At 62.3% G+C, this 16,299-nt stretch carries 18 protein-coding genes; 6 read left to right on the top strand and 12 right to left on the bottom strand.

Going from position 1 to position 16,299, the window contains the following annotated elements; translation table 11 throughout:
- Positions 1-69 precede the first annotated feature (69 nt).
- Complete coding sequence (locus NTD84_RS00915; protein WP_262162820.1) at positions 70-891, top strand: alpha/beta fold hydrolase; 822 nt, start codon at positions 70-72, stop codon at positions 889-891.
- Positions 892-919: 28 nt separating this feature from the next.
- Here NTD84_RS00915 and dsbG read toward each other — a convergent pair whose 3' ends face one another.
- The 4 genes from dsbG to NTD84_RS00895 form a co-directional block, all read right to left on the bottom strand.
- Positions 920-1,690 (bottom strand): thiol:disulfide interchange protein DsbG, encoded by a 771-nt coding sequence (dsbG, locus tag NTD84_RS00910; protein WP_262162818.1) that lies wholly within the window; start codon positions 1,688-1,690, stop codon positions 920-922.
- Entirely contained in the window at positions 1,666-2,532 is an 867-nt protein-coding gene (locus NTD84_RS00905; protein ID WP_262162817.1) for a TlpA disulfide reductase family protein, read from the bottom strand. Before NTD84_RS00905 ends, dsbG begins: the two co-directional genes overlap by 25 nt.
- Positions 2,532-4,268, bottom strand: a complete 1,737-nt coding sequence (gene dsbD, locus NTD84_RS00900) for a protein-disulfide reductase DsbD (protein ID WP_262162816.1) — start codon at positions 4,266-4,268, stop codon at positions 2,532-2,534. The genes NTD84_RS00905 and dsbD overlap by 1 nt, the downstream gene beginning before the upstream one ends.
- 124 nt (positions 4,269-4,392) lie before the next feature.
- Positions 4,393-5,091: a hypothetical protein gene (locus NTD84_RS00895; RefSeq protein ID WP_262162814.1), complete on the bottom strand. Its 699-nt coding sequence runs from the start codon at positions 5,089-5,091 to the stop codon at positions 4,393-4,395.
- A gap of 301 nt (positions 5,092-5,392) precedes the next feature.
- Between NTD84_RS00895 and NTD84_RS00890 the strand changes: the two genes are divergently transcribed.
- The 5 genes from NTD84_RS00890 (at position 5,393) to NTD84_RS00870 (ending at position 9,807) form a co-directional block, all read left to right on the top strand.
- On the top strand, positions 5,393-6,076 hold the full coding sequence (locus tag NTD84_RS00890; protein WP_262162813.1) for a response regulator: 684 nt from the start codon (positions 5,393-5,395) through the stop codon (positions 6,074-6,076).
- Positions 6,073-7,398 carry an ATP-binding protein gene (locus tag NTD84_RS00885; protein WP_262162810.1) on the top strand — a complete coding sequence of 442 codons (1,326 nt, stop codon included), beginning with the start codon at positions 6,073-6,075 and terminating at the stop codon, positions 7,396-7,398. The genes NTD84_RS00890 and NTD84_RS00885 overlap by 4 nt, the downstream gene beginning before the upstream one ends.
- A 122-nt stretch (positions 7,399-7,520) precedes the next feature.
- Complete coding sequence (locus NTD84_RS00880) at positions 7,521-8,042, top strand: GNAT family N-acetyltransferase (RefSeq protein ID WP_262162808.1); 522 nt, start codon at positions 7,521-7,523, stop codon at positions 8,040-8,042.
- A gap of 43 nt (positions 8,043-8,085) precedes the next feature.
- Positions 8,086-9,498: an aspartate aminotransferase family protein gene (locus NTD84_RS00875; protein WP_262162807.1), complete on the top strand. Its 1,413-nt coding sequence runs from the start codon at positions 8,086-8,088 to the stop codon at positions 9,496-9,498.
- Between the two features lie 81 nt (positions 9,499-9,579).
- A complete protein-coding gene (locus NTD84_RS00870) occupies positions 9,580-9,807 on the top strand; it encodes an MbtH family protein (protein ID WP_262162804.1) in 228 nt (75 codons plus the stop codon).
- A 126-nt stretch (positions 9,808-9,933) separates the two neighbouring features.
- On the opposite strand, the gene NTD84_RS00865 is transcribed toward NTD84_RS00870, so the two are convergent.
- From NTD84_RS00865 to NTD84_RS00830, 8 genes are read right to left on the bottom strand one after another with little or no spacing between them, the layout of a single operon-like run.
- The gene (locus NTD84_RS00865) at positions 9,934-10,836 is read right to left on the bottom strand and encodes a metal ABC transporter substrate-binding protein (protein ID WP_262162803.1); all 903 of its coding nucleotides are present in this window, start codon (positions 10,834-10,836) and stop codon (positions 9,934-9,936) included.
- Entirely contained in the window at positions 10,837-11,736 is a 900-nt protein-coding gene (locus NTD84_RS00860; RefSeq protein ID WP_262162802.1) for a metal ABC transporter permease, read from the bottom strand.
- Entirely contained in the window at positions 11,736-12,578 is an 843-nt protein-coding gene (locus tag NTD84_RS00855; RefSeq protein WP_262162801.1) for a metal ABC transporter ATP-binding protein, read from the bottom strand. The genes NTD84_RS00860 and NTD84_RS00855 overlap by 1 nt, the downstream gene beginning before the upstream one ends.
- Entirely contained in the window at positions 12,575-13,501 is a 927-nt protein-coding gene (locus NTD84_RS00850; RefSeq protein WP_262162799.1) for a metal ABC transporter substrate-binding protein, read from the bottom strand. Before NTD84_RS00850 ends, NTD84_RS00855 begins: the two co-directional genes overlap by 4 nt.
- Positions 13,502-13,536: 35 nt before the next feature.
- A complete protein-coding gene (locus NTD84_RS00845) occupies positions 13,537-14,109 on the bottom strand; it encodes a DUF6162 family protein (protein WP_262162797.1) in 573 nt (190 codons plus the stop codon).
- A complete protein-coding gene (locus tag NTD84_RS00840; RefSeq protein WP_262162793.1) occupies positions 14,106-14,435 on the bottom strand; it encodes a hypothetical protein in 330 nt (109 codons plus the stop codon). The genes NTD84_RS00845 and NTD84_RS00840 overlap by 4 nt, the downstream gene beginning before the upstream one ends.
- Complete coding sequence (locus NTD84_RS00835) at positions 14,432-14,971, bottom strand: thiamine pyrophosphate-binding protein (RefSeq protein ID WP_262162790.1); 540 nt, start codon at positions 14,969-14,971, stop codon at positions 14,432-14,434. The genes NTD84_RS00840 and NTD84_RS00835 overlap by 4 nt, the downstream gene beginning before the upstream one ends.
- Complete coding sequence (locus NTD84_RS00830) at positions 14,968-16,170, bottom strand: PepSY-associated TM helix domain-containing protein (protein ID WP_262162788.1); 1,203 nt, start codon at positions 16,168-16,170, stop codon at positions 14,968-14,970. Before NTD84_RS00830 ends, NTD84_RS00835 begins: the two co-directional genes overlap by 4 nt.
- Positions 16,171-16,299 lie beyond the last annotated feature (129 nt).

Below are 16,299 nucleotides of genomic sequence, written 5' to 3'. Positions count from 1 at the left end.
TTGACGAGTTGACTGCCGAGTCCTGCCAACCCAGTCTGCCGTCTCCCTTTTGGCAATGGAGACAGCCCAATGCCTTTCGTTACGATTGACGGACAGAAACTTCACTACCTCGACCAAGGCACCGGCCCGGCCGTCGTCCTGGCCGGCAGTTACCTCTGGGACCATGCCCAATGGGTGCCGCAGATGCTCGCCTTGTCACGCCATTACCGGGTGATCGCCCCGGACCTCTGGGGCCACGGTCAATCCGGGCCGCTGCCCGACGGCACCACAACCCTGGACGACATCGCACGACAGCAGTTGGCGTTGCTGGATCATCTGGGCATCGATCGGTTCACCCTGGCGGGGCTGTCGGTGGGTGGCATGTGGGGTGCGCGACTGGCGTTGTCGGCACCGCAACGAATCAACGGTCTGGTGTTGATGGACACCTACCTCGGCAGCGAGCCGGCACCGACCCGCGACTATTATTTTTCGTTGTTGAAACAGATCGAAGACACGGGCGAGATAACGCCGCAGCTGCTGGATATCGTAGTGCCGATTTTCTTCCGTCCCGGCATCGATCGGGAGTCGGTGCTTTATCAGGAGTTTCGTGCCTCACTGGCGCTGCTCCCCGCGGATCGATTGCGTGAAAGCATCGTGCCGATGGGGCGGATCACGTTTGGGCGGGATGACCTGTTGCCGCGTCTGGGTGAACTGAATGCTCGTACCACACTGGTGGTCTGTGGTGATCAGGATATTCCCCGGCCACCGGCGGAGGCGAAAGAAATGGCGGAGCTGATCGGTTGTCCGTATGTACTGGTGCCGGAGGCGGGGCATATCTCCAATCTGGAAAATGCTTCGTTTGTCACGGAGGCGTTGTTGATGTTTTTAAGCGAGAGGAATCGCGCGGTTTGACCGTTCCCTGCAGGAGCGAGCACACCCGTTACTTCGGCCCGAGAATCTTCACCAACTTGTCCGGCGAAGGCGCACCCTGCTGCTGTTGCAACTCGCCCTTGTCGTCCATGTAGAAAATCGCCGGTGTCGCCTGCAACTCCAGGTCTTCCATCAACTGCATGTTCGCCGCCAGTTTCGCCTGAATGGCCGGCGGTACGTCTTTCAGGGCCTTGAGCGTACTGGCCTTGCCGGCCCCTTCGTGATCTTGCAGGGCTTTTTGCGGATCCTTCGCCGCCAGCAAGGCAGCCGATTTACCCGGACTGTCTTCGCGGATGATCCCGACCATGATGTGCCGCAGCTGTACCTTGCCGGCCTTCACCCATGGTCGCGCCTGTTCCCAGAACATGTTGCAGTAAGGGCAGTTAGGGTCGCTGAACAGATAGACGACGCGCGGGGCGTCCTTGTTGCCGTCACCGATCCAGTTGCTGGCTTCCATCTTGCCCCAGACTTCCTTGGACATTGGCGCGTACACCAGTTTCTGCAACGGCGCGCTGCTCAGGTCGTTGCCGTCGGCGTCGTACAAGTTACCCAGCAGCACGTGCTTGCCATCCGGCGTCAGGTACAGCGCCATGCCGCGGTTCTGGTATTGCGCGGCGTAACCCCGCAGGCCGTCGGGGGCGTCGAACTGGCCGACAATCTTCGCGCCCTTGGCTTCGATCTTCTTGATCGCCTCAGGCAGTTCTTCGGCAGCCTGCACCGACGGCAAATGCAGCAAGGCAGCGCCGAGGGTCAGTGTCAGCAGGTGGCGGAGGCGGGGCATGGCAATTTCCTTGACGAGGTGGCCGGTTCGGCCGGATTCGGGGTATCGAAGTTTTCCAGGGCGCGGGCCAGGCTGGCCTCTGACAGCTCGCCCAGATGGCTGCCCAACAGACGACCGTCGGGGCTATAGAACAGCGTAGTCGGCAACGCCATGGAGCCGACGGCCTGGCCCAGGCGACCACTGCCATCGAACAGCACGTTGGACAGGCTCAGGCCCTGGGTTTCCAGGAAGGTGCTGACGCTTTGCATGCTTTCGGCCTGGTTGACGAACAGGAAGGTCAGGTCAGGGCGCTGTTGCTGGGCGTTTTCCAGCACCGGCATTTCCCGGCGACACGGCGGGCACCAGGTGGCCCAGAGATTGATCACCAATGGCCCGCCCTGGTAATCCGTCAGTTGCACGGTTTCCCCGGCGGCGTTGCGCAGGGCGATCTCCGGCAGGCGCGTGCCTTGTTCGTAGATGCTCAGGGAGAACGTCGCCAGCAACCAGAACGCCAGGCCGCTGGCCACGCCAAAGCCCAATGGCCGGCGCAAACCCGGGCGACGCCAGCCGCGGTACAGCGTGGCGAGCAGCAGTGCAATCACCCCCGGCAAGGCGAGGAAACCGCCATCGCGCAGGTCGATGACTTGCCACGGATCGTTGCGATAGTGAGTCCAGTAGACCGCGACGAAACTGATCCGCGCCGCGAGCATGCCCAACAGAAACAGGCTGAACAGCACCGACTCGGGATTTTCGCCACCGCGCTTGGCCGCCCGCCAGCCGACAAACGTCGCCAGCGCCAGGGCACTGATCAGCAGCAGGTGGTTCAGCGCGATGGCAAACGTGCCGAGGGTAAAGGTCAGCATTAACGGGCGTCTCGGGTGGTGGTCCAGCGTTGCAGGAAGGTGTCGGCATCGACCTCGCCGGTGATGCGCTGGCTGCGACGTTCTTCACCGTCGGCACCGATCCACAGAAAACTCGGTGGCCCCGGCACTTTATAACGGCTGAGCAATTCGCGGCTGGCGGCATTGTCGGCGGTGACGTCCAGCCGTAGCAAGCGCACGCCGTTCAATGCATCGAGCACGCGGGCCTGGCCGAACACCTGTTTTTCCATGACCTTGCACGACACGCACCAGTCAGCGTAGTAATCCAGCAGCACCCACTGGCCTTGAGTCTTTGCCGCGTCCAGCTCTTGTTGCAGAACGGCCGGGTCGTTGATCGTGGTGAACGCGTCGTGCCCGACCGGGCGGGCCACAGCGCTGGCGTTTGCCGCGCTGTACACCCGCAGCGGTTTGAACAAATCATCGCCGCCGCCCGCCGCGCCAATGATCAACAGACTGCCCCATAAGCCGAGCAGCAACGCGCTGGCGCCGAACAGATGGGCGATGCGGCCGAAACCTTCCGACTGTTTCCAGGCACTGTACGCGGCGATCAGCAGCAACGCGCCGCACAGGCCGATCCACAGCGACTCGTCCAGCACCGGACGCAGCATCAGCAACGCGGTGGCGAGGAACAGGAAGCCGAACACGCCTTTGAGCAGGTTCATCCACGCACCGGGTTTGGGCAGGAAGCGATTGCCGACCGTCACCAGCAGCAACAGCGGCACGCCGATGCCGATGCCCATGGCGAACAGAATCAGCCCGCCGTGCAGGGCGTTACCGCTTTGCGCGATGTAGAGCAGGGCACCCGCCAGCGGCGCAGTCATGCACGGGCCGACCAGCAGGCCCGACAACGCGCCCAGCGCACCGGCACCGAGCAGGCTGCCACCGCGTTGGTTGCGCGACACATTCTCCAACCGATCGCGCACGGCCACCGGCAGTTGCAGCTCGAAGAATCCAAACATCGGCAACGCCAGCAGTACAAACACCGCCGCGAAGCTGCCCAGCAACCACGGGTTTTGCAGCAGCGCCTGCACATTCGCCCCCAGCAGCGCGGCGAGTACGCCCATCGCCGCGTACACTAAAGCCATGCTCACCACATAGCTGGTGGCCAGGGCAAAGCCGCGTCGGGGCGTGGCGCCGCTGCCGACGATCAAACCGGCCAGGATCGGCAGCATCGGCAACGAGCAAGGGGTGAAGGCCAGCAACAGGCCCAGCCCGAAGAACACCAGCAAGCTCCAGCCCAGCGCCCGTTGTTGCAGGCTGCTGGCCAGGGCCTGATCCGGAGCTTCGCCGACGGATTGCGCTGCCGCTGCGCCGCCGAGGTCGATCACCCGGGTTTGTGGTGGATAACACAGGCCGGCATCGGCGCAGCCCTGATAGCCCACTTTGATCTGACCGGTGGCGCCGGCCGGGATCTTCAATTCCAGCCCCTGGCGATACACCGGCTGTTCGCCGAAGAACTCGTCACTGTGGGATTCGCCGTCGGGCAATGACGGTAAATGGTCCGGCGCCAGCCCATCGAATTTCAGGCGTTTCTGATAGAGGTAGTACCCGTCGGCGATCTGCCAGAACAGTTGGGTTTCACCAGATTCCAGACGCTCGGAGGTCAGGATGAAGGCTTTGTCGACCGGCAGAAACTCCGCTTTTTTCGCAAACGGGTCGGTCCCTGCCTGGGCCAGACCCGAGATCAACAGAATAAACAGTAGAAAATAGTGACGCATGGAAAAGCCTTGTTCCTGTGCAAGTGGGGTGCACAGTGGAGGGTCGCGATTAACCAATGATTAACCGGGTCTTTCCATGCGCCGGGCCAATGAGATTTTGGTTCACCCTGGCGTAATCATCGGATTATTGACCCCGTAAAAGGCCGGGCCAGGTCAGGTCATTGATGTTACGCAAGCCACCTTCGACCCAACCTTTCTGGATGTTGTAAACCAGGTACTTATTGTCGGTGAGGAAGATGTACCAGTAACTGTCGGCAAAGGCCCGATCGTTTTGTGCCGCCGTGATGATGCGATGTTTGTAAGGTTCGAGTCCGCGCATGCTGCTATTGGTAATTGCCTTGTAAGCAAGTTTCTTGTTGTCGCTGTAGTCGAAGGATAAGAAATGACCGTTATTCAAAAGGAAGCGAAACAGGAAGGGGTGCCCGGAAATTTGCAGCCACGTCCCGGCCACAATGTTATCGAAGTAGGGGAGTATGGGCGCCCAGATAGAATCGGCGACTTTATAAAAAGCGGCGGCGTTATCCGTGTCCTGATCGTAGGCACAGACCATCGGCGTATCACCCTGATAATAGAATAACCACGCGATATCGCTATCGTCGAACAGGCCTTTGCCCAGCGACGTCGTGGTGAAACCGAAGCGTAGATATCTGGCGTACGGCTCGAACCCTTTCCAGTTACCTTTGACCGGCGCGGGATACATGTCCGGTATGCTTCTGTCGGCAATGTTGTAGCGGGAATAAGTGTCGGTGTCTTTGAAAAAGAAGTAAATGCGGTCAGGTCCGGCACGCCAGTCGATCGCAACAATGTTTTTGAAGGTGGCCATTATTGTTGTCCGTTAAAGTATAGTGATGCTTAGTTGGTTTTATTTGTCGTGAGAAACGATTGAAGATTAACTTGCGTAATAATTTTCCAATATCGATTTCTTGAGGCTATTTGTTTCTGGTTTGTAGGTGTTGATTGGAAGTTGTGGTGCGCAAGTTAGAAGTGTTACATGACTTGCATTTATTCAATTGGCGCCAATACTTATACAAAACGGAATCGCGCTTTTCGTCCGGCCAGTCGCTTGTCATAATTGCGGCTTAATCCTCATCTGTTTGACTCACGTTTTTGCCAATGGAGCTCCCATGCACGTACTGGTTTGCGAAGACGATGAGTTGATCGCCAGCGGGATCGTGGCCGGGCTGACGGCGCAGGGCCTGACGGTTGAGCACGTCAACACCGCCTCCAAGGCGCGGGGCATGCTCAAGGTCGCCGAGTTCGACGTGATGGTGCTCGATCTCGGTCTGCCCGATGAGGACGGTTTGAAGCTGTTGCAGCAGTTGCGCCACAGCGGCCTGGAGATCCCGGTGTTGATTCTCACCGCGCGGGATTCGGTCACGGACCGCGTCGATGGCCTGCAGGCGGGTGCCGACGATTACCTGCTGAAGCCGTTCGACCTGCGTGAGCTTGCCGCGCGTCTGCACACGTTGTTGCGGCGGGTGGCGGGACGCAGCGTCAACCTGATCGAGCACGGTCGCTTGACCTACGACCCAAGCAGCCGCGAAACCATGCTCGGCGGGCAGCCGGTGGACCTGTCCCGTCGCGAACAGTCGCTGTTGCAGGCCTTGTTGCATAACCGTGGCCGGGTGCTGTCCACCGAACAGTTGAAAGACAGCGTGTATGGTTTCAACGATGAACTGGAGAGCAACGCGCTGAATGTGCATATCCATCACCTGCGGCGCAAACTCGGCAATGGCATCGTCGAGACGGTGCGCGGCCTGGGCTATCGCCTGGGGCCGGCCGATGGCGCAGAGGACGTGAAAAAGTGATGAGCCTGCGTTTGCGCCTGAGCCTGACCCTCGGCGCCGCTTTTGCGTTGATCTGGGCCCTGGCGGCCGCCTGGATGCTCAGCGACCTGCGCAACCAGATGATGTTTTCCCTCGACCAGCGCCTGGTGGCATCGGCGCGCATGGTCGCCGGCCTGATGGAGCAATTGCCGGCCTTGCCGACCAAGGGCGAGGGCACCCATTTCAGCGCCGAACAACTGAACATTCCGGGGGGCATGGCCTGTCAGGTCAGCTCCCTGCGCGGCGAAATCCTCGCGCGCAGCCACACCGATCCGCAGCAAACCCTGGAAGCCGAAAAGATGGGTTTCCACGATCAGATGATCGACGGCGCGCCTTGGCGCAGCTTCACCCTGGCCCGTGGCGATCTGCGCATCACCACCGCGGATCGGCAGATCGAGCGGGAAGCCCTGAACATGTCGATCCTGCTGGCGGCTTCGGTGCCGGTCGGCGTGGCGTTGCTCGGTTGCCTGTGCCTGCTGTGGCTCGGCATCGGCCAAGGCCTGGCGCCGCTGAACCGCATGCGCGATGCCCTGATGCGCCGGAGCGCCGACTCGCTGGAACCGTTGCAGATTCAGCCGCTGCCCAGTGAGTTGCAACCGTTGCTGGACACCCAGAACCAGCTGTTCCAGCGCATCGGCAAGACCATTGAACGCGAGCGCCGTCTGACCGGTGACGCGGCCCATGAACTGCGCAGCCCGCTGACGGCGATCAAGACCCACCTGCAAGTGGCGCGCATGACCGACGGCGCGGCGCGGGACCAGTCCCTGGCCCGGGCCGAGGAGGGCGCCGACCGCTTGCATCGGACCCTTGAACAATTGCTGTTGCTGGCGCGGGTCGAGGGCAGCCTGTCGTTCGATGACGGCGTGCAATGCAGCGCCGAACAAGTGGCGAAACTGGCGATTCAGGATGCCGCCAGCGACGACCGCCAGCGCATCCGGTTCAAGGTGCCGACGTCCGCCTCCCAAGCTCCGGTGCAAATGCCCGCCGTGCTGTCGATCGCCGCGTTGCGCAACCTGCTGGACAATGCCCTGCGCCATACGCCGAACGACGGTCCCGTCGAGCTGAGCCTGGAAACCACCGGCAATCGCGTGCAGTTCGTGGTGCGCGACCACGGTCCTGGCATTGCCGCCGACGATCTGCAACACCTGACCCAACGCTTCTGGCGCAATGGCCAGAGTACCGGCTGCGGCCTCGGGCTGGCGATTGTCCAGGCGATCGTTCAGCGCTGCGGGTGTTCGCTGCATTTCGACAGCCGGCCGGATGGCTTGCGGGTCGAGCTGACGATGCCTCTACAGCCCATCTGACCATCACCTCAGGACCCATGTGGGTTGCACATCAAATGTAACGGCTCTCCATTGGCATTCCCGTCACCCCCGGCGCTATCTTCCGCGACAGCTTTCTCTCAATGGATTGAGGTCACAGCGCCATGGATGCACCCCTGAACATCTGCAAGGCAACTCCCGCCGATGCCGGCATCATCAGCCGGATCGTCCAGCGGTCGATCCGCGTCGGTTGCGTACTCGACCACCGTAACGACCCGCAAACCGTCGCTACCTGGACCCGCAACACATCCGTCGAACACATCCAGCCCTGGCTGACTGACCCGCGCTTGTACCTGAACATTGCGCTGTTGCGGGACAAACCGGTGGGTGTGGCGATGGCGGCGATCAGCGGCAAGGTGGCGTTCTGTTACGTGCAGCCGGAGTGGTTTCGACGGGGAGCTGGACTGGCGCTGGTGCGGGATCTGGAAGGTTGGCTGATTGACCAGGGCCTGGCGCAGGCTCGGCTCAACAGTACGCGAACCGGCGAACCCTTTTATCGTCGACTTGGCTATCAGCCCTGCGCTGAAAGTTTCAGCTCCGCCGGGCTCCACGCCATTCCCATGCACAAGGCCCTGCCGGCCCCTTCTGAGAAAGCTGATCAAGGGTCTAAATCCTCGGCGCGCTGATGCGTTTCCAGAACAGGAAAACCTTTATCTGAGGGGGCGAGAGATGTCAGTTGCTACCAGTCTTATGGAAGATCAGTCGGCACGGATCACTCCGGCGTCGGCCGAGACGCTTTATCAATTCAGTGAATCGCCCTTGCTGGCGCGCCAGAGCCAGCAGGAGTCGAATGCCCGCAGCTACCCGCGGCGCATTCCCCTGGCGCTCAAGCGTGCCAAGGGCATTTATGTCGAAGACGTCGAGGGCCGCAGTTTCATCGACTGCCTGGCCGGCGCCGGGACATTGGCCCTGGGGCATAACCATCCGGTGGTGATTGAAGCGATCCGGCAAGTGCTGACCGATGAACTGCCGCTGCACACCCTCGACCTCACCACCCCGGTCAAGGACCAGTTCGTCCAGGACCTGTTTGCGCTGCTGCCGCCGGCCCTGGCTGCTGAAGCGAAGATCCAGTTCTGTGGCCCGACCGGGACCGATGCGGTGGAAGCCGCGCTGAAACTGGTACGCACCGCCACTGGACGCAGCACTGTGCTGTCGTTCCAGGGTGGTTATCACGGCATGAGCCAGGGCGCGCTGAGCCTGATGGGCAGCCTCGGGCCGAAAAAGCCGTTGGGCGCGTTGCTCAGCAATGGCGTGCAATTCATGCCGTATCCCTACGATTACCGTTGCCCGTTTGGTCTTGGTGGTGCGCAAGGGGTGCAGGTCAACCTCAACTACCTGGAAAACCTGCTGAACGACCCCGAGGCCGGCGTGCAATTGCCCGCGGCGGTGATCGTGGAAGTGGTGCAGGGCGAGGGTGGGGTGATCCCGGCTGACCTCGACTGGTTGCGCGGCGTGCGGCGAATCACCGAGCAGGCGGGCGTGGCGCTGATCGTCGACGAGATCCAGAGCGGTTTTGCCCGCACCGGCAAAATGTTCGCCTTCGAGCATGCCGGGATCGTTCCGGACGTGGTGGTGATGTCCAAAGCCATCGGTGGCAGCTTGCCGCTGGCGGTGGTGGTCTACCGCGACTGGCTCGACACCTGGCTGCCGGGCGCCCATGCCGGCACTTTCCGCGGCAATCAGATGGCGATGGCGGCGGGCTCGGCGGTCATGCGTTATCTGGTGGAACACAAGGTATGCGAGCACGCGACCGCCATGGGTGAGCGCCTGAGCGAACACCTGCGCATCCTGCAGCGGAGCTTTCCGCAACTGGGCGATATTCGGGGTCGTGGGTTGATGCTCGGCGTTGAACTGGTTGATCCGACGGGTGTGCCGGATGCGCAAGGTCATCCACCGGTGTTCGGTCGCCTGGCGCCGTTGGTTCAGCGTGAATGCCTCAAGCGCGGCTTGATTCTCGAACTGGGCGGACGTCATGGCGGTGTGGTGCGCTTCCTGCCGCCGCTGGTGATCACTGCGGCGGAAATCGATCGGGTGGCGGAGATTTTCGGACGGGCGATGGCCGCTGCCACCGCCGGCCTCTAAATTTCCCGGGCCCCGGAACGTTCTTTCTACATAACGGCTGCGCACGCAGTGCAGCCCACCTAACAGCGATGGAGAGACACCATGACTTCAGTATTCGACCGCGAAGACATTCTTTTTCAGGTGGTGGTCAACCACGAAGAGCAGTACTCGATCTGGCCCGACTACAAAGCCGTGCCCGAGGGCTGGCGCACCGTGGGCAAGAGCGGTCTGAAAAAGGAATGCCTGGCGTACATCGAAGAGACCTGGACGGACATGCGCCCGTTGAGTTTGCGCAAGAAAATGGAAGAGCAGGCGGCCGTGGCCCGCTAGGATTTTCGTGTGCATGCCAGCCCGCTGGATCGTCGATCGGCGGGCTTTTTATCGCCTGGATTCCCGGAGCCATCGCTCCTGCAGGAACCGCTGTGAACCCGAATCACCCTGCAGAGCCCACCCACCCTAAGCCCCGCTCAACCCCTTGATCACCAAATCCACATTCCCCTCCAACTCAGCCACTGGATCCGCCGCGTCCACACTCAACACCACCAACCGACTTCCCGCCTCGGCAATCACTGCTTTCACCGCATCCGAAGGCTGCCGGTGATGCAACACCACTGCCACGTCATTGTCCTTCAAGGTCGCACCCAACTGCTTCAGCGCGTCCGGCGTCCACTCGGCATCCGGGCGCGCATCGACGCCGATCAGCTCCAGGTTGAGCCCTCCCACCAGATAACCGAAGTGATCACTGAGGCTCAGCACACTCAGGTTATCGGCACTGGCCAGCCGCGCTTCGCTGTCGGCGCTGAACTTGAGCAAACGCTGCTTCAGCGCCGCGAGGTTGGCCTCGATGATTGGCTTGGCGTCCGGCGCCAGGCGCACCAGGTCCGCCGCCATTACGTCCGCCATGCGTCCCATGTTGTTGCTGGAAAGCCACGGCTGGCTGTTCAACCCGTCGACCTTGTTCCCTGGCTGCACCGCGATGCCGGGCAGGGCGCCGTCCACCGGGCGGGCGGCGTCGACTTCGACGATCCGAATGTTGCTGCGCCGCGAGATCGGGTACAGCGGATCATCGGCCCACAGCGAACGCACGCCGATCACGGCGTCGGCGTCGCTCGCCAGTTTGGCCAGCGCCGGCGCACCACGGCCGGTGAAGTACGCGCTCTGGCGGCTGCCGGGCAGGTTATCCGGCGCCGCCCGTTCAAGGTTGACGTGGGTGCCTTTGAGCAACACTTCGCCCAAACCGTAAGTGATCGGCAAGGACGCCAGCACGTGCAGCGGTTTGCCGCCGTCCGCCGCGAAGGCGGTGTTGACCAGCCCGCTCAGGGCGACGGCCAGGGTCAGTTGACGCAGAGAAAATGACATTTATCCAAGGTTCCCTTTCAGGCTGGGGACGATGCCGCGGGCGATGGCGGCGAGGGCGAAGGCGATACCGGCCACCAGAATGATCGCGGCGCCGGACGGGATAGGCAGGTCGAAGACGATCGGCGCGAGAATCCCGCACAGGGTGCTGAGCGTGGCGATCAGCACCGAACACCAGAAAAAGCCCTTCAGCGATTGACTGAGCAACCGCGCCGCCGCCGCTGGAATCACCAGCAGCGCACCGACCAGGATCGCGCCGATCACCTTCACCGCCGCCACGGTGATCATCGTCACCAGAATCACAAAAAGATAATCGAGGGTCTTCACCGCCACTCCACGGACCGCCGCCAGTTGCGGGTTGAAACTGGCGAGCATGATGCGGTTGTACAGCGGCAAGGCCAGGGCCATCACCAGTGAACCGACGATGGCCAGCACCAGCAGGTCATTGCCGTTGACCGTCAGCACCGAGCCGAACAGCACGTTTTCCAGGATGTGCACGTTGATCTTGCCGGCCAGGATCAGCAGCAGGCTCGCACCCAGGGCCAACGACACCGAGAGGAACACGCCGATCAACGTATCCGGCGCCAGTCCCGTGCGGTTGCGCAGGTAGTTGAGCAAAATACCGAACAACAGGCAGTAGCCGAACAGGCTGCCGTACGGGCCGGTGTAGGGTTCGCCGAGCAGAATGCCGATGGCCACGCCGGTCAGTGCCGCATGACCCACCGCTTCGGAGAAAAACGCGAAGCGCTTGACCACCACCAGTGTGCCCAGGCCACCAAGCACCGGGCCGATCAACAGTCCGGCGAGCAACGCGTTGACCACGAATCCATAGGCCAGCGCTTCCGGGAGATAGCCCGAAGACGCCCAACCCTGAACCATCAAACGAAAAGCTTCGTAACTCATCAGACAGCGCTCCGTGGATGGGTGGAAAACAGGGTCAGCAAACGCTCCGGCGTCAGTGCCTCATCAGGCGTGGCATCGAACAGCACTCGGCGATTGAGCCCGGTGACGCGATCCGCCAGACGCCCGACCGCTTCCAGGTCATGCTCGATCCACAGTACGGTGATGCCGCGCTGGCGCCAGTCACCCAGCAGTCGTTCGAACACCTGGATGCCTGCCTCATCGAGGGCGGACATCGGTTCGTCCAGCACCAGCAATTGCGGGGCCGGGATCAACCCCTGGGCCAGCAACACGCGTTGGCGCTCGCCACCGGACAGCGCGCCCATGCGCCGCTTGCGCTTGTCCTGCATGCCGACCCGTTCCAGCGCTTCGCCGATCGCCGCCGCATAGTGCTTGCTCAGCCCCAGGAACGCCGGGCGCCGCTGGCACATCGCGGCCATGAAATCGTCGACAGTCATCGGCAAGCCGCGATCGAACTCCAGCGCTTGCGGCACGTAGCCGATGGTGCCGGGTGCGCCCGGCCATTGCAGGCTCAGGCGACCCTGATGCGGCATCTGCCCGAGCAGGGTCTTGATCAGCGAACTCTTGCCGCCACCGTTGGGGCCAACCAGCGCATGCACGCTGCCGGGTTGGACCTGGAAGGTAACGTTGTCGAGGATCGTGGTGCGGCCCAGGGTCAGGCTGACCTCCGCAAAATCCAGGGTCGGTCCGGCGCGCAGTGGGAGCGAGCCTGCTCGCGAAGGCGTCGTGTCAGTCGACACTGATGTTGACTGATCCACTGCCTTCGCGAGCAGGCTCGCTCCCACAGGGGATTGGGCGTCAATGAGTTTTTCGTTCGCGGTCATGCCCCCGACTCCTGAATCGCCCGCACCACGGTGTTGAGGTTGCCGGTCATTTCCTTTTCGTACTTGTCGGCGGTGTATTCGCCGTAGGAAATGTGCGACAGCGGGTACAGTTTCACCCCGGACTCACGCTGGATGGTGTCGACGTAGGTGGACGGGAAATCCATCTCCGAGAAGATCACTTTCACGTCCAGTTCACGCAATTGATCGATGGTCTTTTTCAACTGGCTCGGGCTCGGTTCGATGCCGTGTGCCGGCTCGACCACGGCGGTCACCTCCAAACCGAATTCGCGCAGCAGATAGTCGTAGGCCGCGTGGACGGTGGCCACCCGCAGTTCGGCATTCGGCGCCTGGGTCAGTTTGGCCAAGGCGTCGGCGCGCATCTGCCGCAGGCGTTTGCCATAGGCGCGGGCGTTCTGGGTGTAGGTCCTGGCGTTGTCCGGATCGAGCTTGCCCAGTTCACGGGCGATGTTGTTGACCTGGGCGATGGAGGCGCTGATCGACAGAAAGGTGTGCGGGTTCACCACTTTGCCGGCACCGCGCGCGGCGGTCCCGGTGGCGGCCAGCAGCGGCACATTTTCGTTGGCTTCGATCACCGGTACGTTTGGCGTTTCACTGGCGGCGATCATGCGGTCGGCGAAGTCGTCATGCCCGACGCCGTTGAGCACGATCACGTCCAGCCCGCTGATGCGCTTGATGTCTTCGGCGCGGGGCTCGTAGGCATGTGGGTTGAAGCCGGCGGGAATCAGCGGCACGACCTCGGCCTTGTCGCCGACGATGTTGGCCACGTAGCTGTAATAAGGATGGAGGGTGATGCCGATGCGCAGGCGCTTGGCTTCGTCGGCGCTGGCCAGTGGCGTCAGCAGGCAGGCGAGCAGGCCGACCAGCAGCAGGCGCAGGAATGAGCGTTGAGATGAAATGGGCATGGGAAAGCGGTCTTCTCTCGGGTGAAGGCGAGGGTTCAGTGCCGATGCTGGCGGGTTACACCGGCGTCGAATTGCGCGACGATCTGCTGCCAGCCGGCGCTTTCCAGCGCGGCGTCCGTGAGGTCGGCGGGGGCTTTGAGACCCGCGGCACGGTTGAGCCAGACGTCAGGCGCGTGGTCGTCAGCGGTCAGGCGCATCAGGAACGAACCGGCCACGCTCGGCGCCTGGCTCTGGCCGAAGTAGGCCATGGCATCCAGCAATTGCCAGGCATGCGCGCCACGGCTGATGGAACTGGCATCCTGGGCGAACGGCGCGAAACCTTCGTCGGCGAGGGCTTCGGGCGTCGGCAGGGTTTGCTGTTCCTGGCGCAGCAGGTGAATCTCGTCCAGCGTCACCCGCAGGTCGGCGTAGAGGCCTTGCTCGGCGGCGCTGAGGTCGCGACGGGCATCCAGTTGATGGCTGTTGACGCTGCTGGTTTCCCGGGATTCGTGGCGCCAGGCGACCACCGAGCCGGCGACCGCCAGGATCATCAGGCACAACAGCAGCACATACAGGGTTTCATGGCCGGCACCGGCAGGGCGGACGACGTGGGTGGTGGGCATACTCATGGCGCTTCGATGTCCGCTTGATCGATCTCGACCACGTGGCCCGGACCGGCGTCGAACAGCACGTAGAACTCGGCACCGGGTTTCTTGAAGGTCAATTTTGAATCGGCGCCGAGCTTGCCAGGCACCAGGATGGTTTCGTCATAGCCGATCACGTCCAGGGTCACGCCCGGCGCGCCGCTGCCGTCGGAGAAACCACCGGTGCACTGGATCTGCTCGGCGTCGATGGCCTTGCACTCGCACATCGGGTTGTGGGCCAGGGCGCTGGCGCTGAAGCCGGCGCACAGCACCAGCACGACCGCGTGGAGAGGGCGAAATGCGTTGATCATGGTTTGCCTCCTTGTTGGTTCAGCCATGCAATGGTGGCCGGGGACGCCTGGCTCAGCGGGATGGAGGCTTGATGCATGGCGCCGTCCCAGCCTTCCATGGTTATCCACAGCTCGGCGTCAGCCTTGGTTTTTTCCGGGACAGGCAACAGGGCGCCCATGCGGTACGGCGTGCCAAAGAAAATCACCCCGGCGGCGCGCAAGCTGCGCGGCTTGCCGATGCGCAGGTAAGTGGCCTTGACCTGATCGCGGCAGGCGTCGCAGAGCGCGGCATTGAACATTTTCATGGGGCCGGCAGCATCGGGCCGTGGTGCTTCGTTGCGCAATTCGGCCAGGCGCAGGCTCCATGGCCCGACCTGCACTTCGCCGACTTCCCGCTCACCGAGACCGGTATCCCCGCGAAACAGCGCGGCTTCGGAAAAGTACTTGGGCATGAAACCCAACGGCACCAGCAACAGCAGAACGTTGATGTGGAAGCGCCATTTGTGCCAGAAGCGGCTCAACCCCGAGCCCGGTTTTTCAGCGGCGAACAGGCTCATTGGCTGACCTCCGTGGTGCCGTGTTGGGTGACTTGAGCCGCGTCGGCCGTGTGCGGGCGCTTGTTGCTGCGCTTGAGGGCGTTGGCCGTGGCCAGCGCGGTGCGCTTGGTCCAGATCAGCAGGCCGCTGAGGACCATCATGCTCAGGAGCAGGCCGAAGAAGAACCAGATCAGCTTGATCCAGAGCCCGCCGAAATCACCGGTGTGCAGCGGGCGCATCGATTCGGTCACCAGCTCCAGGCCCGAGCGGTCCGACAGCAGGCGCGTGACGGCAACGTCGCCGGTGTACGGGTTGATTTCGGCTGTCTGGAAAATCAGCGGATACCAGCTGCGGCCGCCGACCGAGAGGTAGCTGTAGGCATTGGCGGGCAAGCTGACGAAGCTGTCGTCGAGGCCGGGGATGCGCTGCTTCACTTGATTGATCGCTGCTTCCAGGCTGATCATCGGCGCCGGCGAGCCATCTGCGGTGAGCGGCACGCTTTCACGCGCCACCACCGGGGCAATCGGCGCGGTGGAAATCGAAATCTGGTTATCGAACAGGAACGCTTCCAGCAGGAACCAGGTGCTGGTGACGGAAATCACCGCGATAAACCAGATCGACCAGATGCCGCTGAGCCGATGGAAGTCGCCCCAGAAAATCCGCGCGCCGTGACGCAGGCGCAGGGTCGGTTTCAGGAAGCCTTTCCAGAAGCGCTTATAAACCACCAGCCCGGTGATCAGCGACGCCAGCATCGGCAGGCTGAGGAACGACACCAGGTACCAGCCCCAGCTGTAGCCGTTGGTGAAGGGCACCAGCCACCAGCCGTGCAGCGCGCGGGTAAACGCCTGGAAGTTGAACTGCGGCGCTGTGCCCTGGATCACCCCGCTGTACGGATTGACGTACACCGTGGAGGTGCGACCGTCGGGGTAGGTGACGCTCACATCAAGGGCGAAATGCGACTCATCGGGCCGGCTGATGGACTCCACCAGGGTATTCGGCTCGGCTTTCTTCATCTCGGCGATGATCTGGTCGTAGCTGAGCAGCGGCGCATCGTCGGCGGGCTGGCTGGCGCGCATCTGCGGGTTGGCCAGCCAGACGATTTCCTGGCTGATCACCGCCAGCGTGCCGGTGACACAGACGATCAGCACGAAAAACCAGATCGGCAGGGCCAGCCAGCTATGCACCAGAAACCAGAGTTTTGAGCGGGATTTCTTAGACATGATGAGAGTCTTGTATCGATGAGAGGGCCTTGGCTGCGGGCTTCCCAGCGTGGGGTCCATGAAAGGCCGGCCGTGGCTTTTGCCTACGCGAACCGACTGCATCTATATAGGACGAATGAGCATGCGAAA

Source organism: Pseudomonas sp. 14P_8.1_Bac3 (genome assembly GCF_025466085.1).
GTDB lineage: Bacteria > Pseudomonadota > Gammaproteobacteria > Pseudomonadales > Pseudomonadaceae > Aquipseudomonas.
Note: the sequence above shows the minus strand (reverse complement) of the source record. Positions and strands in the feature narration are given on the sequence as shown.